This is a genomic window from Amycolatopsis lurida (genome assembly GCF_900105055.1).
GTDB lineage: Bacteria > Actinomycetota > Actinomycetes > Mycobacteriales > Pseudonocardiaceae > Amycolatopsis > Amycolatopsis lurida.
Genome location: NZ_FNTA01000004.1, coordinates 583548 through 603973, shown reverse-complemented (window position 1 = coordinate 603973; position 20426 = coordinate 583548). Strand labels below are relative to the sequence as shown.

General features: G+C 67.9%; 22 protein-coding genes. 19 read left to right on the top strand and 3 right to left on the bottom strand.

Annotated features, from left to right (window positions below; genetic code table 11):
- The first annotated feature begins 104 nt into the window (after positions 1-104).
- The 12 genes from BLW75_RS07900 to BLW75_RS07850 all read left to right on the top strand — a co-directional run bounded on the left by BLW75_RS07900 (position 105) and on the right by BLW75_RS07850 (position 9358).
- Positions 105-989: a diiron oxygenase gene (locus BLW75_RS07900; protein WP_091597122.1), complete on the top strand. Its 885-nt coding sequence runs from the start codon at positions 105-107 to the stop codon at positions 987-989.
- Entirely contained in the window at positions 986-1828 is an 843-nt protein-coding gene (locus BLW75_RS07895; RefSeq protein WP_034307274.1) for a class-II aminoacyl-tRNA synthetase family protein, read from the top strand. Before BLW75_RS07900 ends, BLW75_RS07895 begins: the two co-directional genes overlap by 4 nt.
- Positions 1829-1830: 2 nt before the next feature.
- Positions 1831-2214: a holo-ACP synthase gene (locus tag BLW75_RS07890; protein WP_034307271.1), complete on the top strand. Its 384-nt coding sequence runs from the start codon at positions 1831-1833 to the stop codon at positions 2212-2214.
- Between the two features lie 26 nt (positions 2215-2240).
- On the top strand, positions 2241-2489 hold the full coding sequence (locus tag BLW75_RS07885; protein WP_034307269.1) for a phosphopantetheine-binding protein: 249 nt from the start codon (positions 2241-2243) through the stop codon (positions 2487-2489).
- On the top strand, positions 2489-3313 hold the full coding sequence (locus BLW75_RS07880; protein ID WP_034307267.1) for an SAM-dependent methyltransferase: 825 nt from the start codon (positions 2489-2491) through the stop codon (positions 3311-3313). The genes BLW75_RS07885 and BLW75_RS07880 overlap by 1 nt, the downstream gene beginning before the upstream one ends.
- On the top strand, positions 3313-4272 hold the full coding sequence (locus BLW75_RS07875) for a 3-oxoacyl-ACP synthase III family protein (protein ID WP_198935674.1): 960 nt from the start codon (positions 3313-3315) through the stop codon (positions 4270-4272). The genes BLW75_RS07880 and BLW75_RS07875 overlap by 1 nt, the downstream gene beginning before the upstream one ends.
- Positions 4269-4538 (top strand): acyl carrier protein, encoded by a 270-nt coding sequence (locus BLW75_RS07870; protein WP_034307262.1) that lies wholly within the window; start codon positions 4269-4271, stop codon positions 4536-4538. The genes BLW75_RS07875 and BLW75_RS07870 overlap by 4 nt, the downstream gene beginning before the upstream one ends.
- Positions 4535-5329: a hypothetical protein gene (locus BLW75_RS07865; RefSeq protein ID WP_034307260.1), complete on the top strand. Its 795-nt coding sequence runs from the start codon at positions 4535-4537 to the stop codon at positions 5327-5329. The genes BLW75_RS07870 and BLW75_RS07865 overlap by 4 nt, the downstream gene beginning before the upstream one ends.
- A 4-nt stretch (positions 5330-5333) precedes the next feature.
- Entirely contained in the window at positions 5334-5741 is a 408-nt protein-coding gene (locus BLW75_RS07860; protein ID WP_091597119.1) for a holo-ACP synthase, read from the top strand.
- Positions 5742-5994: 253 nt separating this feature from the next.
- Positions 5995-7083, top strand: coding sequence for an adenine nucleotide alpha hydrolase family protein (locus BLW75_RS42750; protein ID WP_167373482.1), 1089 nt, complete (start codon positions 5995-5997; stop codon positions 7081-7083).
- Positions 7080-8297 (top strand): aminotransferase class V-fold PLP-dependent enzyme, encoded by a 1218-nt coding sequence (locus tag BLW75_RS07855; RefSeq protein WP_158005360.1) that lies wholly within the window; start codon positions 7080-7082, stop codon positions 8295-8297. Before BLW75_RS42750 ends, BLW75_RS07855 begins: the two co-directional genes overlap by 4 nt.
- An 11-nt stretch (positions 8298-8308) precedes the next feature.
- The gene (locus BLW75_RS07850) at positions 8309-9358 is read left to right on the top strand and encodes a methyltransferase (protein WP_158005359.1); all 1050 of its coding nucleotides are present in this window, start codon (positions 8309-8311) and stop codon (positions 9356-9358) included.
- A 1-nt stretch (position 9359) separates the two neighbouring features.
- Here BLW75_RS07850 and BLW75_RS07845 read toward each other — a convergent pair whose 3' ends face one another.
- The 3 genes from BLW75_RS07845 to BLW75_RS07835 are packed head-to-tail and all read right to left on the bottom strand — an operon-like array spanning position 9360 to position 12892.
- Positions 9360-10565: a cytochrome P450 gene (locus BLW75_RS07845; protein WP_034307249.1), complete on the bottom strand. Its 1206-nt coding sequence runs from the start codon at positions 10563-10565 to the stop codon at positions 9360-9362.
- A complete protein-coding gene (locus BLW75_RS07840) occupies positions 10562-11866 on the bottom strand; it encodes a glycosyltransferase family 4 protein (protein WP_034307247.1) in 1305 nt (434 codons plus the stop codon). Before BLW75_RS07840 ends, BLW75_RS07845 begins: the two co-directional genes overlap by 4 nt.
- A gap of 27 nt (positions 11867-11893) precedes the next feature.
- The gene (locus tag BLW75_RS07835; RefSeq protein ID WP_091597111.1) at positions 11894-12892 is read right to left on the bottom strand and encodes an NAD-dependent epimerase/dehydratase family protein; all 999 of its coding nucleotides are present in this window, start codon (positions 12890-12892) and stop codon (positions 11894-11896) included.
- A 556-nt stretch (positions 12893-13448) separates the two neighbouring features.
- On the opposite strand from BLW75_RS07835, the gene BLW75_RS07830 reads away from it, so the two are divergent.
- The 7 genes from BLW75_RS07830 (at position 13449) to BLW75_RS07800 (ending at position 20368) form a co-directional block, all read left to right on the top strand.
- Complete coding sequence (locus tag BLW75_RS07830) at positions 13449-13667, top strand: hypothetical protein (protein WP_034307245.1); 219 nt, start codon at positions 13449-13451, stop codon at positions 13665-13667.
- Between the two features lie 99 nt (positions 13668-13766).
- Positions 13767-14636 carry an EamA family transporter gene (locus BLW75_RS07825; protein WP_034307242.1) on the top strand — a complete coding sequence of 290 codons (870 nt, stop codon included), beginning with the start codon at positions 13767-13769 and terminating at the stop codon, positions 14634-14636.
- A gap of 38 nt (positions 14637-14674) precedes the next feature.
- The gene (locus BLW75_RS07820) at positions 14675-15505 is read left to right on the top strand and encodes a class I SAM-dependent methyltransferase (RefSeq protein WP_091597105.1); all 831 of its coding nucleotides are present in this window, start codon (positions 14675-14677) and stop codon (positions 15503-15505) included.
- A gap of 196 nt (positions 15506-15701) precedes the next feature.
- On the top strand, positions 15702-15893 hold the full coding sequence (locus tag BLW75_RS07815) for a hypothetical protein (RefSeq protein WP_034307240.1): 192 nt from the start codon (positions 15702-15704) through the stop codon (positions 15891-15893).
- A gap of 306 nt (positions 15894-16199) precedes the next feature.
- Complete coding sequence (locus tag BLW75_RS07810) at positions 16200-16904, top strand: thioesterase II family protein (protein ID WP_241783343.1); 705 nt, start codon at positions 16200-16202, stop codon at positions 16902-16904.
- Positions 16895-17719, top strand: coding sequence for an SDR family oxidoreductase (locus BLW75_RS07805; RefSeq protein WP_034307235.1), 825 nt, complete (start codon positions 16895-16897; stop codon positions 17717-17719). Before BLW75_RS07810 ends, BLW75_RS07805 begins: the two co-directional genes overlap by 10 nt.
- An 18-nt stretch (positions 17720-17737) precedes the next feature.
- A complete protein-coding gene (locus tag BLW75_RS07800) occupies positions 17738-20368 on the top strand; it encodes a non-ribosomal peptide synthetase (protein ID WP_091597102.1) in 2631 nt (876 codons plus the stop codon).
- Positions 20369-20426: the final 58 nt, after the last annotated feature.

The window sequence follows — 20426 nt, the reverse complement described above, 5'->3', positions numbered from 1 at the left end:
ACCAGGGTGCTGGCCGGTGTCGGCCAGACCGCTTGTGGACGTTGAATCACGCGGATTCCTTGCCGTAGCGTCGAATTGAGCCCGGAAGAACGGAGGAAGCCTTCGTGGCCAGTGACATCAGCGACATCATCGACGCGGACGAACGGTTTCGCGGCCTGCTCGATCGCCTTTCGTCGAAGTCGATCGACGACTACTACAACCCCTATCAGATGTTCGAGTGGCCGGACAGCCTGCCCGAACGGATGTGGTGGATGAGCCCCGAGCTCACCACCACCCATGGCACCGAGTTCGCCACGACGCTGAGCGAAGGCCAGCTCTTCGCCCTGTCGCGGTTCGAAAGCATCAACTTCTACAGCCTCAACGTGCACGGGATCCGCGAGCTGCTCATCGAGGTCGTCGCGCGTATCCACACGGCGGGTTTCGAGATGCCGTCGGAGTTCTTCCACCACTTCATCGGTGAGGAGAACGAGCATATGTGGTTCTTCGCGGAATTCTGCCTGCGTTACGGCAAGAAGATCTATCGCGCACCGGCTGCCGGCGTCACCATCCCGCCCGCGTCTTCGTCCAAAGTGGAGAGTTTGCTGGTGTTCGCGAGGATCCTGATCTTCGAGGAACTGGTGGACCACTACAACTCGCTGATGGCGCGGGACGAACGCCTGCACGAGACGATTCGCGCGATCAACCGCATCCACCATCAGGACGAATCGCGGCATATCGCGTTCGGCCGGGAGCTGGTGGAGCATCTCTACGGCGACCTCAAGAAGACGGCGACCGCAGAGGAGCTCGTCGAGGTCTCGGCCTACCTCCGACGGTATCTCTCCTACAGTTTCGAGTCGCTGTACAACCCGCAGGTCTATCGCGACGCCGGCATCGAGAACCCGCTGGAGTTCCGGCGTGCGCTGCTCGACGCGCCAACCCGGCCTGCCGCCGAGAAACAGGTGTTCCGCAAGACCTTGAAGTACCTGGAGCGAACGGGGATCCTGCGATGACCCGCACCACCGGAGTGGACGGCGCCGAAGCGCTGGCGATCCTCGGCCCCGACGAGACCGCGCTTGTCCAGGAACTCGACCGGACCTTCCTCGGCTGGGCCGCCGCCGCCGGGGCCCGGGAGATCAGCCCGCCGCCGCTGTACCCGGTCACCGACCTGGAGAAGTTCGACGTCTACGCGAACTTCCCGCAGCTGGCGTTCGTGGCCGGTCCACTGGATCTGGCCGGACGGGAGGGAAAGCCGGTCGACGGGCGGTTCGCCGGCGGCGATCTGCAGGACGGCCGTTACGGTCTGCCGCACGCGACCTGTTACGGGGCTTACCTTTTCTACGAGGGCACGAAGGTGTCCGAGACGGAGGTCGTGACCCTCGTCAACCGCTGTTTCCGCAGCGAGGACCACTACAGCGGCTTGCGCCGGCTGGCGAGTTTCCAGATGCGGGAGATCGTCGCTCTCGGCTCGTTCGAGCATACGCAGGAAGTCGTTTCCCTTTTCACCGAACGGATCCTGGCGTTCTCCGGCGAACTCGGCCTTGGCCTGGAGAAGGAGGCCGCGATCGATCCGTTCTTCCAGAACGACGGCGCCCGGGCTCTCCTGCAGAAGCTGAGCCCGGTCAAATACGAGTTCCAGGACGGCACCCTCGCGATCGCCTCGGTCAACACCCATCGGAACTTCTTCGGCGAACGGTGCGACATCCGCTTCGGCGACGGCAAGGAGTTCGCCTACACCAGTTGCGTGGCGTTCGGCCTGGAGCGCTGGCTCGCCGTGCTGACCGAACGCCACCACGGCGATCTTCCGGCAGCGCTGGCGGCCGTCCGAGCGGCGGCCGGCCGGGCCGGGTGACCATGCCCGCGAGACGGATCGGCATCGACGTCGTCCCGCTCAGCCGGGTGCGCGAGCTCGTCGCCCAGGACGCGGAACCCGCGCTGCGGCGCCTGCTCTCCTCCGCCGAACTGCTGAGTTCGTCCACTCCGGACGGTCCGGACCTGCCTGGTATCGCGGGACGTCTGGCCGCCAAGGAAGCGGTGTTCAAACTCTTCCACGTCGGTGGGCAGCCCGTGCCCTGGCTCTCGACCGAAGTGCTCAAGAGCGACGGCGGCTGGCCGGTGGTCCGGCTCACCGGACGCGCCGCGCGGCTGGCGAGGGAAGCCGGGCTCGGTGAGATCGAAATCAGCATCACCCACGACGACGCGTACGCCATCGCGGTCGCGGTGTCCGCCGCGGACTGAGAAGGAAACAACTCGAAGGAGAAGACATGCCCACCCCCGGTATCGAAAAGGTCAGTGACTGGATTCTCGGCAGGCACCCGGAACGCACGGAGCTGGCGTTCGAAGAGGACCTGATCGAAAGCCGCTTGGTCGACTCGCTGTCGTTCGTCGAACTGGTCTACGTGATCGAGGACGCGAGCGGCGTCGAGGTCGACTTCGACACCATCGACATCGCGGACTTCAAAACCCTGTCGGCCATCGAGAAGGCGTTCTTCGCCGGAGCGGGAGTCAGCTGATGCACGCCGTTTCCTATACAGCGCAGTGGATGGCGGCGGCCCGCTCGCTCGAGTCCGAGCGCGACGACGCGCTGTTCGTCGACCCGCTGGCGAGCGCCCTTGCCGCACCGGACGGGTTCCGGTTGATCGAGCGTTACGCGGGTGGCGGGCTGCTGCCGTTCATCAGCATCCGGACCAGGTTCCTCGACGACGCGATCGGCGAGCTGCGGTCGGATCCCGCCATCCGCCAGGTCGTGCTGATCGCGGCGGGGATGGACACCAGGGCGTTCCGGCTGGACTGGCCCGGCGACACCGTCGTCTTCGAGGTGGACCACGAGCCGCTGCTGGTGGAGAAGCAGCGGCGACTGACCGAACTGGGCGCCGAGCCGCGGGTCGATCGCCGGGTCGTCCCCGCCGACCTGACCCGTGAATGGCTGCCGGAACTGGAGAAGGCGGGCTTCGACCCGGCTCGCCCGACGTTGTGGGTGGCCGAGGCGCTGACCTTCTTCCTGACCGAGGAGCAGGCGGGCGGTCTGCTGAGGACGCTGGGTTCGGTGTCGGCCCCGGGAAGCAGGCTCGCGCTGGACATCCTCGGCCGTGCCCTGCTGCGCAGCCCGTTCTCGAAGCCGTTCCTCGACCGGCTGGCCGACGACGGGACACCGTGGATCTTCGGCACCGACAAGCCGGAGGAGTTCCTGCTGGCCCACGGCTGGAAGGTCGACGAGATCAAGGAGCCCGGTCAGCCCGGTGCGGGTGAGGGCCGCTGGCCGTACGAGGTACAGCCGCCGGAACGCCGTGGCGCCAACCGGCTCTGGCTGTTGCGGGCCGAATACCTGGAGGGCTGATGGGCGCGACCACACTGGAACGCGTCGAATCGTTCGTGCCCGAGCGCAGCGTTCGCATCGAGGAGCTCGGCGAGCACCTCGGGCTGCGCCGGGCGGAACTCGGCGTGTTCCGGAAGTTCTACGGCCTCGACTCACTTCGGTTCGATCCGGGGATGGACCTGTTCGACCTGCTGATGCCCGCCGCGAAGCGGGCGCTGGCGGCGCTGCCCGCCGGCCGGAGGATCGACAGGCTGGTGTTCGCGCATACGACCCAGGCGCTCGCGCCCGCCGACGTCGACATCGCCCAGGAGCTCGCGCGGCGGCTGGGGCTGGTGGACGTCGAGGCGTTCGCGTTGTCCCACCAGGCGTGCGTGAGCAGTCTGGGCGCCATCGACGTCGCGGCCGAGCTGCTGCGGGCCGAGGGCGAGACCGCCGGTTACGCGCTGATGGTGACCGGCGAGCGGGCGTTCTCGCCGATCGTGCAGCTGATCCCCAACACCGCGATCATGGCGGACGCGGCCTCGGCGTGCCTGCTGACGGTGGACGGCGACGGCGACGTCGTGCATTCCTTCGTCACGAAGACGCTGGGGGAGTATGCGGAATGGCTGGCGCTGACCCCGGAGCAGAACACCGAGTTCGGCCGGCTCTACGGGCCGCGGCTGGCCGAGGTGATCCTGGCGGCGGTGGCCGAGGCGGGATGCGGGTTCGACGACATCGATCTGGTGATCCCGCACAACGTCAACGCCCTCGCCTGGCGGCAGACGGTGAAGGCGCTGGAGGCGCCGCCGGAGAAGTTCTTCCTGGAGAACATCCCCAAGCTCAGCCATTGCTTCTCGTCGGACGTGTTCCTGAACTACACGACCTTGCGGGAGAACGGCAGGCTCGTCGACGGCGCCCGCTACGTGCTCGTCACGGTCGGTCTCGGCGCGACGTTCGGCGCCATGGTGATCACCCATCGGACGCGAGGGAGCGGGACGTGACGGCCCGGGACGAGGTGGTGTCGGCGATCGGGGGCGCGCTCGGGGACGTCCTGGAACGGGAGATCACCGGGCTGACCGAGGACACGCGGCTGTTCGACGATCTGCGGTTGGACTCGTCGAAGGTACTGGAACTGCTGATGCTGGTGGAGATGGCCGTCGGCATCACGGTGGATCCGGACGACCTCGACATCGATCACCTTCGTACCGTCCGTTCGTTCGCCGACTACGTGGAATCCAGGCAGGCCATCGGGGAAGGAGTGTCATGAGCGGCGAACCGACCCTGCGCGGCACGAACGCGGTGATCTCACCGCCGGGGCCCGGCTACCGGGAAGACGCGGCGGTCTCGAGGTTCCTCGCGGATCTCGTCGAACCGTTCGGGTCCAAAGTGGACGAAGAACGCTGGCAACGTGGTGCGCACGTCTCGCACAAGACGCTGACCGACCGGCTACTGGAAGCCGAGGGCGTGCGTGCGAGCCGCCCGCAGCTGATCATCGTGACCCACGCCCTGCCCGACGTCCTCCCGTTCACCGCCGTGGCGCCGTATCTCGCCGACCGGCTCGACGTCACCGCGACCACGTTCTCCGTGGCACAGCAGGGTTTGGCCGCGCCGTTCACGGCCTTGCGCATCGTGGCGGCGTATCAGCGGTCGGGACGGTGCGACGAGGCGGTCATCGCGGTACTGGAGCAGACGACACTCCCGACCCCGCATCCCCTGGTCGACGACGGCGGGCTGGTCGACTCGGGTGCCGCGCTGGTCCTCGGTACCGGGCCGGGGCCACGGCTGGCGTCGGTGTCTTCCGGCGGGACGGTGGGCGAGTTGCTCGAACCTCACCGGGAGTCCGGCACGCTCGTGGTCCTCGGCCCGTGGGTGACGGAAGCCGTCGAGGCCTGCGACGTCCACCGGGTCGCGCCGGGCTCGTACTGCACCAGTGTGTGGCTCGTCCTGGCGGGAAACTGGCCGGCGTGGCAGGAGACGTACCGGAAGGTCGTGCTCTGCGACACCGATCCGGTGAGCGGTCGCAGTCACGCCGCGGCCTTCACCTTCCCGGCCGGATAGCCCGATGCGGATCGGGGCCGACCTGCTGAACCTCGGCGAACTGGACCGGCTGCTGGCACGGCCGTGGTTCCGTGCCTACGTCTACGCCGAGTCCGAACTCGCCACCGCGGCCGGGTTCGGCCCCGATCGATGCCGGGAGTTCCTGGCGGGCCGGTTCGCCGCGAAGGAAGCCGTCGCGAAGGCGATCGGCACCGGTTTCGCCGACGGCGTCGTGCCGCGCCAGATCGCCGTCGAGCGAACCGATTCCGGAGCGGCCCTGGTGGTGCTCACCGGCGCGGCGGCCGCGGGCGCCGCCGCGCTCGGGGTCGTGGAGGTACAGGTCTCGATCACGCACAAGGCGGACCTGGTCCTGGCGGTCGCGCTGGCGGTGATCACTCCACAGGGGCAGCGTCCTCGTGCTGACCGACTTTGACACAGGCCGGACTTCCCCTTCGTCAACGCCCACTCGCTGTGATCACGCAATACCCGAGTGGTCCCTTGTCGTGCACCTCGGCCATTTCTAGTGTTGTTTACACGGCCGTGAAATTCGTCGCACTCCGGCGTCCGGCCTGTCGGGGGTATTCGCAGGCGCGGCGGCCGTGGGGACGAATACTGCCAGTCGCGCGGAAGGAATGGTCATGTCGGTCACTCCGGACAGTTCGGTCTGTACTCGATGCGGTATGCCGATGGGATACGACAGATTCATCGCCGGCCTCGACGGCCGGGACCCATCGCCGGATCCTGCACTGTGCACCCATTGTCTGAATCCGCCGGATCCGAGCGAATTGCCGGCTCAAGAGGACCGCGGCAGGTTGCTCGACTTGGTCTTCCGGCTGGTCCGTGGCGAAACGGTGGGAGAAGTGCCGCCCGAGCTCGACGAACTCGTCGCCAGCGTGCCGGCGCGGAGGCCTCAGGCGAAAGCCGACGCGCTGGTTCTCTACAGTGGGGGCAAGGATTCCAGCTGGATGCTGCACGATTTGGCGAACAGGGACGTGCGGGTGGTGGCCTGGATGCTCGACCAGGGCTATCAATCGCCGCTGGCCATCCGCAACGCCCGTTCGTTGTGCGAGAAATTGGACATCGAATTGGTGATCGCGCGTCCGGAACGCGACCCGATGAACACTCTGTTCCGGCTCGGTTTCGCGATGAACGAAGAAGGCGACCAAGACCTTCTCCGTGCGGTGATGTCCTGGGGGTCGGCGTGCTGGCCCTGCTTTTCCACCATTCTCGCCCAGGCGTCGGTCTATTGCCTTGACAATGCGATACCGCTGTGCTTCGTCGGAACGCACAAAGGTCAGAATCGCACTACCGCCGGTGATCAGCCGATTGTGAAGGTGGACGGGCTGACGCCGTTGGCAGGCGTCGTCGAGGACCAGGTTTCCTTGTTGCGCGGACACGCCGAGCGCAAGGCGCCGGAAGCCGCGGAATTGCTCCGGACCGGGGACAGCGGAGCCGCTCTGGTGCCCTTCTACGAGTTCGTGCCGAAGCCGCCGACTCCACAGATCATCGCCGACCTCGAGGCCATCGGCTGGGAAGTGCCCCACAACACGGGCAGCTGTAGCACGAATTGCATGATCAACGAACTCGGCTACCGCATCATGCGCAACCAGTACGGCTTCGACATCTACCAGATCGCCGAAGCCCACGAGCAGCGGCTCTCGCCCGACCCGTCGCCCGCGAACATCGCCACCCTCGACGAGGAAGCGATCCGTCGCGGCGCGAAGCTGATCGAGCTGACACCGGTCGAGTCCCGCCGCTGGGGCATCGAAAAGTGACGGCCGAGCCCCACTGGTCGGAGCTGCGGGCCCAATTCGACCTCGACCCGGCCTACGTGCACCTGGGACTCTCGGTACTGGCCCCACATCCGCGGCCGGTTCGCGAGGCGATCGAACGGCATCGTCGGGGCCTCGACAGCAACCCGGCGTTGTACTTTCACCATCGCGACGAGCTCCAGCGCCAGGTCCTGGAGAAGGCGGGACGCTACCTCGGCGCCGAGCCGGACACGATCGCGCTCACCGAAAGCACCACCATGGGCCTCGCCATCGTGATCACCGGTATGACGCTGCGACCCGGCGACGAGATCCTGAGCACCGAGCACGAGCATTACGCGGCCTGCGAACTGTTGCGGTTCAAGGCCGAATCGAGCGGTGCGTCCCATCGGATCATCGAACTCTACGAGGACCCTCGGACGGCGACCGAGGACGAGATCGTCGCTGCCGTGGCCCGCGGCATCGGGGACCGGACCCGGCTGCTGGCACTGACCTGGGTGCACTCGGGGACCGGGGTCAAGCTGCCGCTGGCCCGTATCGCGGAGGTCGTCGCGGCCGTCAACGCCGGGCGTCCACCCGGTACCGAGGTCCTGACCTGCGTCGACGGGGTGCACGGTATGGGCGTCGAGGATTTCGAGGTGACCGCGCTCGGTTGCGACTTCTTCGCCACCGGGTGCCACAAATGGCTGTTCGGGCCGCGGGGAACGGGCCTGGTCTGGGGCAGCGAGCGAGGCTGGGCCGCTGTCCGGCCGATCATCACCTCGTTCGACGTCGAGGTGTTCTGGCCGTGGTACCTGGGTTCCGTGCCGGACGGCAAGGCGCCGGCGGCACGGTTCTGCACCCCGGGCGGGTTCCCGGCCTACGAGCACCGGTGGGCGCTCGCCGAAGCCTTCGACTTCCAACAGGACCTGGGAAAGCCCAGGGTGGCCGCACGCATCCACGACCTGAACGCGCACTGCCGCCGCGCGCTCGCCGACGTCACCGGTGTCCGCGTGCGCACACCCGACGTGGCCGAGCTGACGTCCGGGATGGTGTGCTTCGACGTCCCCGGCATCGACCCGGCCACCGTCGTGGACCTCTTGCACGGCGAAGGAATCGTCGCCGGGCAGACGCCGTATCGCAGCAGCGCGGTCCGCTTCGCCCCTGGCGTGCTGAACGACTTCGACGACATCGACCGCGGAACCGAGGCACTGGCCAAGATCATCGAAAACCACGCCTGAACGGAGAGACGTTGAGCACCAGGGACACCGATCGGGATGCGGTGATCAAAGTGGCCCGCGGCGCGACCCTGTTCACCCCGTGGGCGTTGCGGGCCGCGGTCACGCTCGGACTGCCGGATCTGGTGGCCGGCGGGGTCGACGACCTCGCCGACCTCGCGCGTCGGTCCGGCGCGGATGTGGGCGCGCTTCGGCGGCTGGTCCGGTATCTCGTGTTGCTGGAGGTGTTCCGCGCGCCCGCCGCGGATCGCGTCGAACTCGGAGAGCTCGGGGCGGTCCTGTGCAGCGGCCATCCGGCAGGCCTGGCGAAGGCACTGGACCAGCGCGAAGCCTTTGCCCGTCGTGGTGACGAGGCGATCGCCTCACTACCCGAGGCGGTACGCACGGGCAAAAGCGTGTGGACAGGTCTGTTCGGACGCGGCTTCTGGGACGACCTCGCCGCCGATGCGGTGCTCGGCCGGTCCTTCGACGCGGCGATGGCCGCGCACGCCGCCACACTCGGCCCCGAGGTGGCGCGCCGTTACGACTGGTCGGGGGTCCGGCACGTGACCGACGTCGGCGGCGGGACCGGGCACGTCCTCGCGGCCGTGCTGACCGCTCATCCCGGACTTACCGGAACGCTGGTGGACCTGCCCGCCACCGTCGGTGCCGCGGACCCGGTGCTGCGGGCGGCGGGCGTCGCGGATCGGGTGACCGTGGCGGGCGGCAGCTTTTTCGAACCGCTGCCCGGCGGAACGGATGTCTGCCTGCTGGCGAACATCCTGCATGATTGGCCCGACGAGGACGCGGTCACGATCCTGCGCCGCTGCCGGGCCGCGGTGGTCGCGGGCGGACAGGTCGTGCTCGTCGAACGGGTGCTGGACGAGGTGCCCGCCGCCGGTGACGATCCCGGTCAGTTCGTGGCCAGTCAGCGAGACCTGGCCATGCTGCTCCTGCTGGACGCCGCCGAGCGCACCGAAGCGCAGTTCGCCCGGCTCGGCCGGGAAGCCGGGCTGCGGCCGGGTGGCGTCGTCGGCCTGTTGCCGGAGCAAGGTTTGTTCCTGGTCTGTTTCGACGTCGGCTGACTCAGCCTGCCCAGGAGACCGCGAGGGGGAGTGCCCGGAACCCGATCGCCTTGCGCACGTCCTCGGGCCGCACACCGCCGTCCAGTGAGAACGAGTCCCACCGCTCGAGCACCGCGCGCAGGGCGACGCGCTGTTCCAGCCTGGCCAGTGGGGCACCGACGCAGAAGTGGATACCTCGCCCGAACCCCAGATGGTGGTTGGGTTCTCGTCGCGGGTCGAAGCGGTCCGCCTGCGGGAACTGGCGTTCGTCCCGGTTCGCGGAGGCGATCCAGACGAGCAATACCTCACCGGCCGGTACGACGTGGCCGCCGAAGGTGACTTCGCGGGTGGTCCGTCGCGGGGTCGCGGGCAGCTGGCCTCGGAAGCGCAGGACCTCCTCGACGGCGGATGGGATCAGATCCGGCCGGCCCCGCAGTTCCGCGGCGAGATCCGGCCTGGTGGCGAGCAGGTGCACGGCGTTGCCGAGCACCAGTGTGGTGGTGATGTGCCCGGCTACCAGCAGGAAGCCGCAGACGCCCAGTACCTCTTCGTCGGCGAGCCGGGTGCCGGCCACCTCGACCGCGGCGAGCTTGCTGATCAGGTCGCCGCCCGGATGCCGCCGCCGGTGACGGATGTGGTCGAGGAAGTAGGCGTTCATCTCGCCGATCAGCGGTTCGACCGAGCGCAGCATTTCCTCGGTCGGCACCACGACCGGCTCGTCCCCACGGCCCTGGAAGAACAAGGCGTCGGCCCAGGCGCGGAAGAGGTGCCGATCGGCCAGCGGGATGTTCATCAGCTCGGCGATCACGATCAGCGGCAGCGGGTAGGCCAGGTCCCCGATCAGCTCCACCCGGCGCCGTCCGGACAGGGAGTCGAGCAGTTCGTGTGCGATGGCGGTGATGCGGGGCTCGAGGCCGGCGATCATCCGGGGAGTGAGCGCGGTCCTGACCAACGAGCGCAGTTTCGTGTGCTCCGGCGGGTCGAAGCCGTTGAACGCGCCGCGCGCGACGATCGCGAACTGCTCCGGCTGCCGGACGGCCGAGCGCAGGTCCGACGAGAACGTCTCGTGGTCGCCGATGACGCGCATCGCGTCGTCGTAGCGGAACACGTGCCAGTTCCCCAGTTCCGCGTCGTAGTGCACCGGCTTCGAATCCCGCATGCGCGCCCACCAGCGCACCAGGGAGGCGTAGTCGCCGCGTTGGTCGGCCAGGCCGAGTCCCGCGGTCATCCGGTCACCCCGGCCTTCTCGTCGTCACCGGCCCGGCCGGGATCGGCGGCCATGATGCCGAAGATCTCGTCATGGAGTCCACGGAGGACAGTGCGGTCACCCGGATCGCGGCGGTCGATCAGGCCCAGTTCGGTCGTCCGGCCGGTCAGATCTTCGAGTGTGTCCAACCGGTAGTGGTCGAGGAAGGCGCGAACGGCAGGTGAGTAGCGCTCACGATGCAACGCCGCGGACGGGTCAACGGGCAAGGACAGCCGCGGGTGCGCGGTCAGCTCACCGACCACGTCACGGAGCACACGCATGGTCTCTCCGTAGGTGGCCCAGGCCGGCGTCCGGTAATCCGTCAGCCTGCCGCGGTCCAGCACCCGACGGCATTGCCGCGCGAGGTCGGCCGGATCGACGGCCGCGAAGTCGAACGGGCTGGTCCGGCCGGTGTTCCCGTACCGGACCTCGGCCAGAGCGCCGTTGTGCTCGCCGACGAAATACGGGAAACCGTCCCAGCGCGGCAGCACCGCGGGCAACCCGCAGGCCATCGCCTCCAGCGGCGCTTTCCCATAGGTCTCGAAGATGCTGGTGGCACCGGAGACGTAGAGGTCCGCCGCGTTGTACAGGCTCACCGTCTCCTCGCGCGAGAGACGCTGGAACAGCACCACGTGCTCGAGCTGTGCCGCGAGCTGGTTGTAGAGGACCGCGTCGACGTGTGTCACCGACATCGTCAGCAGCGCGTCCGGCACGCTGCGGCGCAGCAGGTGGTATGCCTCGAGCAGCGCACCGATTCCCTTGTCGGTCATGAATCGGCCGGTATACAGCAGGATCGGCCGGTCGGGTGGGAGCCCGAACCGGGCTCTCGCCTCCGCGCGGTCCCCCGGCCGGTAGATGTCGCGGATGCCGAACGTGCAGATGTTGCGGGCGGGGATCCCGGCGACCTGCTCGTAGGCGGCCGCGGCGTTGGTCGAGCCGCACAGGACCAGATCGCCGGGATGCGCGGTCTCGGCGACCAGCATCAGGTGACACAGGATATTGAGCGGGTACGGGTTCGTGTGCGGGATGATCAGCGCCGGGCACGAGTGGCCGTCCCGGCGCATCAGATACAGCAAGGGCAGCGCCTCGGTGTACTCCGCCACCACCATGTCTACAGTGGACAGATCACAGGCTTCGCGCAGCCTGGCGTACACCTGCTCGAAGAACTCGAAGCTGTGTCCGGCCGCCGGCAGCTGCTCGATCCGGAACAGCAGCAGTTCCGTTTCCTGACAGAAAATGCCGACATCGTCAGGCGCGTCGGTCAGCGCCAGTACCCGTTTCATCGTCGTGCTCCCGTCCCGCCCGTTCCGTCAGCTCGGCAGAGTCTCGAAGTACATCTGCCGGGTGCCGAGTTCTGGCCAGCGGTCGCGTGCTTCCTTGGCGGACGCGATCACGCGGCGGATACCTTCCTCGACCGTGACCGAGGGGTGGAAACCGAGGATGTTCTCGGCCTTGCGCGTGTCCGCCCACAGCCGCTCCGCGTAGATCGCGATGGGCGTCGGCACGTAGCGGGGCGTGAGGTCCACGCCGAGTTCGGAGCCGATCAGGTCCAGGGTGCGGTTGAACGTCGTTTCCAGTCCGGTCCCGACGTTGAACTCGTCGGTCTTGAGGTCGGCTTCCAGGGCGAGCTGGAAGGCGCGGCCGGCGTCGGTGACGTAGATGAAGTCGCGGGTCTGCTGCCCGTTTCCCCAGAGCACGGGCGTTTGCCCGCTGAGCGCGGCCCAGACGAACAGCGAGATGACGTTCGCGTAGCCGCCCTTGCTGAACTCGTCGTGCCCGTAGACACTGAACGGGCGCAGCCCGACCGCGGTGATGCCGTAGCGGTCGGAGTACTGCCGGGCCGCCTCCTCGTTCCACTTCTTCGAAAGCGCTTTCAGATCCGGTGGGGCCAGGGTCATCTCCTCGGTGTAGGGCACCGGGTTCCCCTCGTAGACCGCGCTCGTGCTCGCGTACACCAGTTTTCCGACGTCGTTGCGGCGAACGGCCTCCAGGATGTTGAGGAAACCCTGCGTGGTGACCGACGCGCCGTCGGTGGGGTCTTCCTCGTACATCAGGAAGGAGGACGGAGCGGCGAGGTGGATGACCCCGTCCACGCCCTTGGTCAGCTTCGCTATGAGGGAATAGTCCCGGGAGTCGCCTTCGACCCAATTGACCTCTTTGCGGATCTCGTCGTCGACGAACTCCTTGCCGCCGATCTTGTAGTTGTCCAGCGCCGTGATGGTGTACCCGTCACGGACCATCCCGGCAATCATGTTGCGTCCGATGAATCCGGCGCCGCCGGTGACGAGGACGTCCTTGTAGGAAGCCATATCGCTCCTCGGGGAACTCGCTGTGAGAGCCGGTGTCCAGCCCCCCAGGGTGACACCGGCGAGAATTTACCTTCTCCATGGAAGCAGACAGTGAAGGGCGGGGGAATCCGCTGATCGAGTGGACGATCATGAACCGGAAAGCGCTTGCTCAATTCTTCCGCCGGTGGCACAAATCGGTAGTTTTGGGGCAATGTAAAGGGGAAATCCGTAGCGAGGACCCAGCGATCGCCGCTCCCTCGGGCCAGGTGCCGGGACCCGTTTGGCGGACAACGATCGGCTTCCCGGCGACAGAGGGCGACGAAAGCCAGCACCGGCGGCCGATTGATCAACGCCGAATCCGCGTGTTAGAAATGCTGAGGCGCGATCCACCGGAAGCGGGGATTGGGGGCTGACGGCCATTCTTGCGCCAACCGCCTTTCGTCCATGAAGGAACTCCGCGTGCTCGCGCCACTGCCGGGCGCCTTCGTTTCCCGTCCGTGTGGCGGGAAACAATTTCCCCACGCCTTGTGCCGGGACGGCGGCCGGGAGCCGATTCGATTCAGTGAAAGGAGGAACAATGGAGATGAACTGGGTTTCGGACCGGGCGAACTGGGTGTCCGACCGGGCGAACTGGGTCTCGGACCGGGCGAACTGGGTCTCGGACCGGGCGAACTGGGTCTCGGACCGGGCGAACTGGGTCTCGGACCGGGCGAACTGGGTCTCGGACCGCAGTGAGTGGGTTTCGGACCGTGCGCTGCGCGCATCGGCCGGTGTCTACGAGCTGGTCTCGGTCTAGCCGACCAGGCCGGCGCGGCCGGTCACAGCGCATGATCGGCCGCGCCGGCCGTACCTGGGGGCAGGTGGCGCCCCGCAACGAAAACGCGAAAGGTGCCCCGTGATAGTTCTGGCTGTGCTGCTCGTGCTCGTCGCGGCGTTCGCCCATGCGGGCTGGAACGTGATCGCGAAGAGAATGGGCATGTCGGGTTCACTGTTCGTCTTCTCCTATATGGCCGTGGGCAGCGTGCTGATACTGCCGCTGGGGATCGGCACCCTGATCCTCGGCGGCCCGGTCGACCTCGGGCATTGGCTGTTGTCGGCCGTGGTCGGCACCTGCTTGCAGCTCAGCTACTACCTGCTGTTGCAACGCGCCTACCGTACGTCGGATCTGTCGGTGGTCTACCCGCTGTCCAGCGGTGTGGCACCGGTATTCGCGATCGCCGCGGCCGTGCTGCTGCTCGGTGAGCGGCCGAGCCCGCTGGCCCTGCTCGGCGCGGCCACGGTGATCGGCGGGGTCCTGGTCATCACCGTGGACCGGTCGCCCGGTCCGATCAGCCGCGCCACGAGCCTGTCCGCGGCCGGGTTCGGTCTGCTGATCGGCCTTGCCAACGCGTTGGCGACATTATGGGACAAGAACGTCGTCAGCGGTTTCGGTCTTTCACCACTGCTCGTCTTCTGGGGCGTGTCGATCGGTGAGGTGCTGGTCCTGGCTCCGGTCGCGCTCGCGCGCACCCAAGCGCTGCGAGATCTCTGGTCGGCGCACCGCCGCGAAATCCTGGTGGTCGGCACGCTGGTGCCGACTGCGTACGTCTTGGTGCTCTTCGCGATCCGGTGGGCGCCGGTCAGCGTGATCGCTCCGGTGAAGGAGCTGAGCATCGTGACCGCGGTCGTCTTCGGCTGGTACTTCCTGGGGGAAGGCCACGTCCGCCGCCGGATCACCGGCGCGCTCGTCGTGATGGGTGGCGTCGCCATGCTGACCTTCGCTTAGAGCCCTGACCCGCTCACGGTTTCGAAAGGAGCAAGACCATGAACATGTCGTCTTCCGAGACAGCGGTGCGGCGGACTTTCGACACGGTAGCCGGGTCCTACGACCAGAACGGCGTCGAGTACTTCCGTCCGATCGCCGCGCGGCTCGTCGAGCTCGCCGCACTCGGTCCCGGCGAGTACGTCCTGGACGTCGGCTGCGGTCGCGGCGCGGCGCTGTTCGCCGCGGCCGACGCGGTCGGCCCCGCCGGGCAGGTCGTCGGGATCGATGTCTCCGCGGCCATGATCGCGAAGACGGCGGCGGACCTGCGCCGCAGACACGCCACCGGAGTGGTCGTCGCGGTCATGGATGGCGCCGCTCCCGGCTTCGGACCCGGCTACTTCGACGCCGTCATCGGCAGCAACAGTGTGCATATGGTGCCGGGCCTGGCATCCGCCTACGGCCGGTACCGGACCCTCCTGGCTCCCGGCGGACGCCTCGCGGTCTGTGCGCCGGCGTCGGTACTCGAACCCGAGCCCCGAGTGTTCGGGCTGCGGTCGATCGCGGCGGCCGCGGCCAGGTTCTCCGTCTCAGCCCGCGTCTACCCGCAAGAGGAGGCCTTCGGTGGCCCGGAAAAGGCGACCGAGGATCTCCGGCGCGCCGGTTTTTCCGACATCGCCGTCCACGTCGAGGACGTCGTGCTGCGGGCGGACTCACCGGACCAACTCGTCCGGTGGACCTGGACGCACGGCATGCGGATGATGTGGGACACCATGCCCACGGAGCACCACGAGACGGTCGCACGGGAGATCGAGGCCGAAGCAGCCGAGTTCATGACGGATTCCGGTGTCATCGAGATCCCGTCACCGGTGCGGTACTTCGTCGCCCGCTGACTTCCCGTCCTGCCCGTGGCCGAAGTTGTCGTATTCCCTGTCGGATATGCGTGTTGACACGGTCCGAGAGGGACGGTGGCGCGACGAGTCGGCGAGTGTCCTGGAGTGCCGCGGACCAGGCCGTCGGAGGCTGCCTCGACCGCGTTGTGCGGCTGGCCGGTGAAAGCGCCGTCGATCCAGCCAAGACAGCCGGAAGTTGCAGATACCAAGAGCGTCGACCGAGCTGCAGCCGGTCGGCGAGACCGTCACCGTGGACGGCGCGGTTCCGGCAGGCGAACACCACGACGGCAAGATCGCGCGCAAGTGGCGGAAAGGCACCGGACACGGCGCTTTCGACGGCGCTGGGGTGCTGACCAACTTCTCGGGTTTTCGAAGCGCACGCTTGTGAAGGAAGGAAAGAAAACAGGAGTGGCCGGCGGCGTCCAGTGCTGAAACCGGCGGCGATCTCTCTCGCCACAGACGGTGCGGTGGATTCGCCCCCGGACGGCTTCTGTTCGCCCCGCCCGGGCGGGCACCGCGTCACTTGCCTCGACAGGGTTCGTGTCCCTAGGGTGTTTTTACGGCCTCTGGAGGAAGAGGCTCGTCGAGTTCCCCCGGCTACCGCCACGCGGTCCGGGCGCGTGGGCCCTTCCCGACCGAGCAAGCGGCCCTGAAGCTTTTACGGACCCGCAGGACGACTGGGGGACTGATGGGTGTGCGGCAATTGTCTCTCGTATGCCTGCCATTCGCGGGCAGCGGCGCCGGCTTCTTCCGGGAATGGAAGAAATCGGAGGTGGCCGGGGTCCGGGTGTGCCCGATCCAGTTGCCAGGCCGCGAGGAACGTTTCCTGGAGGACCCGTTCAAGGATGTCGCCGACGCCGTGGCCGAACTGACGCCACAGATCGTGGCCGAGGTAGGCGTGCGCAACCCCGTCGCGTTGTTCGGGCACAGCCTCGGCGCGGTGCTCGCCTACGAAATCGCCAGGGAACTCGGCCGGATCGCCCATCCGGGGCTGTGCCATCTGTATGTCAGCGGTTCACCCGGGCCGTGGAGCCCCCGCGTCGAACGAGCCACCGGACTGCCCGACGAGGAGTTCGTGGCCAAGGTGCAGCGGTTCGCCGGCTACCGGCACGCGGCCTTCGACAATCCCGGCCTGCTCGAGGTGCTCCTGCCGGTCTTGCGCGCCGACGTGGCGATGCACGAGAACTACCGGCCCACGGCGGGAGCGCCTCTCACTGTTCCGATCACCGCGCTCCGCGGAACGCGGGACCGGCTCGTGTCGCGGGCACAGGCCGAGCAGTGGGCGACCATGACCGAAGCCAGGTTCGAGTACCGGGAACTCGAGGGCGTCCACATGTACTTGACCGAGGCGCCGGAACGGGTCTTGCGCATCGTGGCCGGGGATCGAGCATGTCGTTGACGGGCAAGGTGTGCGTCATCACCGGTGCCGCGCGTGGCCTCGGCCGCGCGTGCGCGGTGACCTTTGCCGAGGCGGGAGCGGATCTGCTGCTGGTGGACATCGCGCGGGATCTCGCGGAGATCCCGTACCCGCTCGGGTCGTACGACCAGCTGGCTCATACGGCGAGCCTGTGTGAACAAGCCGGGGCCGCGACCGTGATCACCGCCGCCGACGTGCGTGACTCCCGGCAGTGCCTGCTGGCGGTGGACGAGGCACTCGACCGGTTCGGCACGATCGACGTGCTGGTCAACAACGCGGGTATCGCGTCCCCGTCCGGGAAGATCGCGCACGAGATCACGGAGCAGGAGTGGTCGCTCATGCTCGACATCGATCTGTCCGGTGCCTGGCGCATGATGAAGGCCGTCGCGCCGATCATGGTCCAGCGGAGGTCCGGCAGCGTCATCAACGTGTCCTCGACCGCGGGCACGGTCGGCTACCGGCACTTCGCGAGTTATGTCGCGGCCAAGCACGGCCTGATCGGGCTGTCCAAGGCGGCCGCGTTGGACTACGCCCCGATGCGGGTGCGGGTGAACGCGTTGTGCCCGGGCTCGGTGCGAGACGATCCGTTGGTGGACGGCCGGATGCTCGGCGAGATCGCCCGTTCGCTAAGCGTGCCGGTCGACGAGCACGAGCAGATCTTCGTCCGGGATCAGCCGATGAACACGCTGATCGATCCATCCGACATCGCGAACGCGGCGCTCTGGCTGGCTTCGGACGGCTCCCGCCAGGTGACCGGCAGCGTGCTGACCGTGGACGGGGGCTTCACCGCCCGGTGACGGGAGAGTGGATCAGCCATGAGCGCAGCCACTGAATGCCACAGCCTGGTAATGCGGATTTCCGATCCGCCGGACCTGCCCGTGCGGATCTGGCGGACCACGGTCCCGGGGGATCCGGATGGTCCCGTGGCCAGGGCGCGCGTCCGTGCCGAGTCGCGGCGGCCGATCCATCCCGGCAGCCCCCCGCTGCGCGCCGTCTCGTTGCGTTATGCCGACGGGACGGCGGATCTCGTGCTGGTGGCGGTCCGCTCCGTGCTCCCGGCGGCCACGCTGCGGCGGATCGCCGAGGGCACCGCCGCGATCGCGGCCCTGCCGGACTGGGACCCACGGCCCGCACCGGCGGGCGGCATCGACTGGGGGCTGGGGGATCCGCGCCGCGCCGGCGTCGTCGCCGAACTGCCGGTGGATCCGGCCGGACGCGGCGAGCGGCACGTCCTCGGCGCGATCGCGCTCGCGATCGGCCGTTATGGCGGCACGGAATGGGGAGTACTGGACCTGACGGACAACGCGATCCTGGCTTACCCGATCGAGGAAGACCGGTCGCGTTCCATGGCGGACTTCCTGTCCCGCTTCGACGAATCGCCGGTCACGCCAGGTGAGCCGCCCGCGGTAGGGGTCGTGCTGAGCCCATCCTTCGGTGAAGGCCGCTATCTGCCGTGCCTGGCACCGGTTTTTCCGCTCACCTTCCAGCTGGAACGAGGCCGGGCGACCTGCTGGTTCGACGAGGGACTCGTGGACCCGGCGATCGCGCGCCGGTTCTGCGCACAGATCACGCACCTGGCCGGGCAGCCGGAGGACCGGACACTCAGCCGGATCGAGCTGATGTCCGCGGCCGAGCGGGCGGAGGTACTCCGCCTGGGCGGGGCGGGTCCCGTTCCGCGCAAGGAGGGCCGGATCGACCACGCCATCGAGCAGGTGACGGCGAGGCAGCCGGACGCCGTGGCCTTGGTGGCGGGCGATCGGCGGCTGACCTACCGGCAGCTGGACGATCTGGCCTGCGAAGTGGCCGGGGGACTGCGGTCGCGGGGGATCGCCAGGGGCAGCCGGATCGGAGTCTGTCTGGAGCGGGACGCCGATCTGGTGAGCACCCTGCTCGGCATCCTCAAGGCAGGCTGCGCGTACGTGCCGATGGACGTGCTGTACCCCGCGGAGCGCCTGCGGTTCACCGCGGAGGACGCCGGGATGCCGCTCGTCATCACCACCCTGGCGGAGTTCCCTTCTTCGCCTGGGACGCGGGTACTGACGCCGGGTGAATTGCGCGAACCGCGCGGACCGGCGGACCGGCAGGAACCGGCCGATGGCGGTGACGCCGCTTACGTCATCTACACCTCGGGTTCGACCGGCCGGCCCAAAGGCGTCGTCGTTCCGCACCACAATGTGCTGGCGTTGTTGCAGGCCACCACAGAGGAGTTCGGCTTGTGCGCGGCGGACAGCTGGACGCTTTTTCACTCCAGCGCCTTCGATTTCTCCGTATGGGAGATCTGGGGTTGCCTGCTCACCGGCGGCCGCCTGGTGGTGCTGCCGTATTGGGTGACCCGCGATACCGAGGAGTTCCACGCGGTGCTGGCCGAGCAGCGGATCACCGTGCTGAGCCAGACGCCGTCCGCGTTCGCCCAGCTCGTGCGCACGGACCGGCGTGCACGGCTGGACCTCGCGCTGAGGCTGGTCGTCCTTGGTGGCGAACCACTCGATGTGCGGATGATCGAGCCCTGGTTCGCCCGCCACTCTCCGGCCGCGTGCCGGGTGGTCAACATGTTCGGAATCACCGAGACCACCGTGCACGTGACCGCGCAGACGGTGACCCCGGCGGAGGTGGCCGCCGGTTCTCGGTCGGTCGGCCGCGCGCTACCCGGCTGGTCGGTGTCGATTCGCGACGAGCTGGGCCGGTTGTTGCCCCCGGGGCCCGCGGGGGAGATCTACGTGGGAGGTGCGGGAGTCGCGAGCCACTATCTGGGACAGCCGGAGCTCACCGGGCAGCGGTTCCTTCGCGACGACGTCACCGGAGAACGGGTCTATCGCAGCGGTGACAAGGGACGGCTGAGACCGGACGGGAGGATCGATCACCTCGGCAGGCTGGACAACCAGGTCAAGGTGCGTGGATTCCGTATCGAACCGGACGAGATCCGCTTGGTCCTGCTCGCCGCGCCCGGCGTGAGCGCCGCGGCCGTCGTGGTCCACCGGGATGATCCGGATGATCCGGCGAGCAGCCGGATCGACGCCTACGTCGCGGTGTCCGGGAGTGCCGGCCCGGCGCCGGTCTTCGCGCATGCCCGCGCGACACTGCCGGAATACATGATGCCGTCGACGATCACCCCGGTCGAGCGGATCCCGCTGACGATCAATGGGAAACCGGATATCGCCCGGCTGCCCGATCCCCGTGCCGGATCGGTGGAGCCTGCCGCGGACCCGGCCGAGGAGTCGACCGGAATCGCCGACGACGTGCTGCGCATCTGGAGCGAGATACTGAATACCCGGGTGACGCTGGAGGACAATTTCTTCACCCTTGGCGGTAATTCCCTGCTGGTCGTGCGGGTTCTTGATCAGATGCGGGAACGCGATCTTCCCAGGGTCTCGCTGAAACAGTTCTACGGCAACTCCACGGCGGCGCAGTTCGTGAAGCTGGTGAGCGGGCTGACGGACGCGGGCTAGTTCTCCGTCTGCCCAGCGTCCCCGGCCAAGTGGCCGCTCTCCTTTGCGAGCAACGGTT

Bases quoted from the DNA above. Each gene is read 5' to 3' on its own strand.
- BLW75_RS07895 (WP_034307274.1), top strand. From the start codon at position 986: ATGACCCGCACCACCGGAGTGGACGGCGCCGAAGCGCTGGCGATCCTC.
- BLW75_RS07860 (WP_091597119.1), top strand. From the start codon at position 5,334: ATGCGGATCGGGGCCGACCTGCTGAACCTCGGCGAACTGGACCGGCTG.
- BLW75_RS07805 (WP_034307235.1), top strand. From the start codon at position 16,895: ATGTCGTTGACGGGCAAGGTGTGCGTCATCACCGGTGCCGCGCGTGGC.
- BLW75_RS07875 (WP_198935674.1), top strand. From the start codon at position 3,313: ATGGGCGCGACCACACTGGAACGCGTCGAATCGTTCGTGCCCGAGCGC.
- BLW75_RS07840 (WP_034307247.1), bottom strand. From the start codon at position 11,866: ATGAAACGGGTACTGGCGCTGACCGACGCGCCTGACGATGTCGGCATT.
- BLW75_RS07800 (WP_091597102.1), top strand. From the start codon at position 17,738: ATGAGCGCAGCCACTGAATGCCACAGCCTGGTAATGCGGATTTCCGAT.
- BLW75_RS07845 (WP_034307249.1), bottom strand. From the start codon at position 10,565: ATGACCGCGGGACTCGGCCTGGCCGACCAACGCGGCGACTACGCCTCC.
- BLW75_RS07885 (WP_034307269.1), top strand. From the start codon at position 2,241: ATGCCCACCCCCGGTATCGAAAAGGTCAGTGACTGGATTCTCGGCAGG.
- BLW75_RS07890 (WP_034307271.1), top strand. From the start codon at position 1,831: ATGCCCGCGAGACGGATCGGCATCGACGTCGTCCCGCTCAGCCGGGTG.
- BLW75_RS07880 (WP_034307267.1), top strand. From the start codon at position 2,489: ATGCACGCCGTTTCCTATACAGCGCAGTGGATGGCGGCGGCCCGCTCG.
- BLW75_RS07830 (WP_034307245.1), top strand. From the start codon at position 13,449: ATGGAGATGAACTGGGTTTCGGACCGGGCGAACTGGGTGTCCGACCGG.
- BLW75_RS07865 (WP_034307260.1), top strand. From the start codon at position 4,535: ATGAGCGGCGAACCGACCCTGCGCGGCACGAACGCGGTGATCTCACCG.
- BLW75_RS42750 (WP_167373482.1), top strand. From the start codon at position 5,995: ATGGGATACGACAGATTCATCGCCGGCCTCGACGGCCGGGACCCATCG.
- BLW75_RS07835 (WP_091597111.1), bottom strand. From the start codon at position 12,892: ATGGCTTCCTACAAGGACGTCCTCGTCACCGGCGGCGCCGGATTCATC.
- BLW75_RS07820 (WP_091597105.1), top strand. From the start codon at position 14,675: ATGAACATGTCGTCTTCCGAGACAGCGGTGCGGCGGACTTTCGACACG.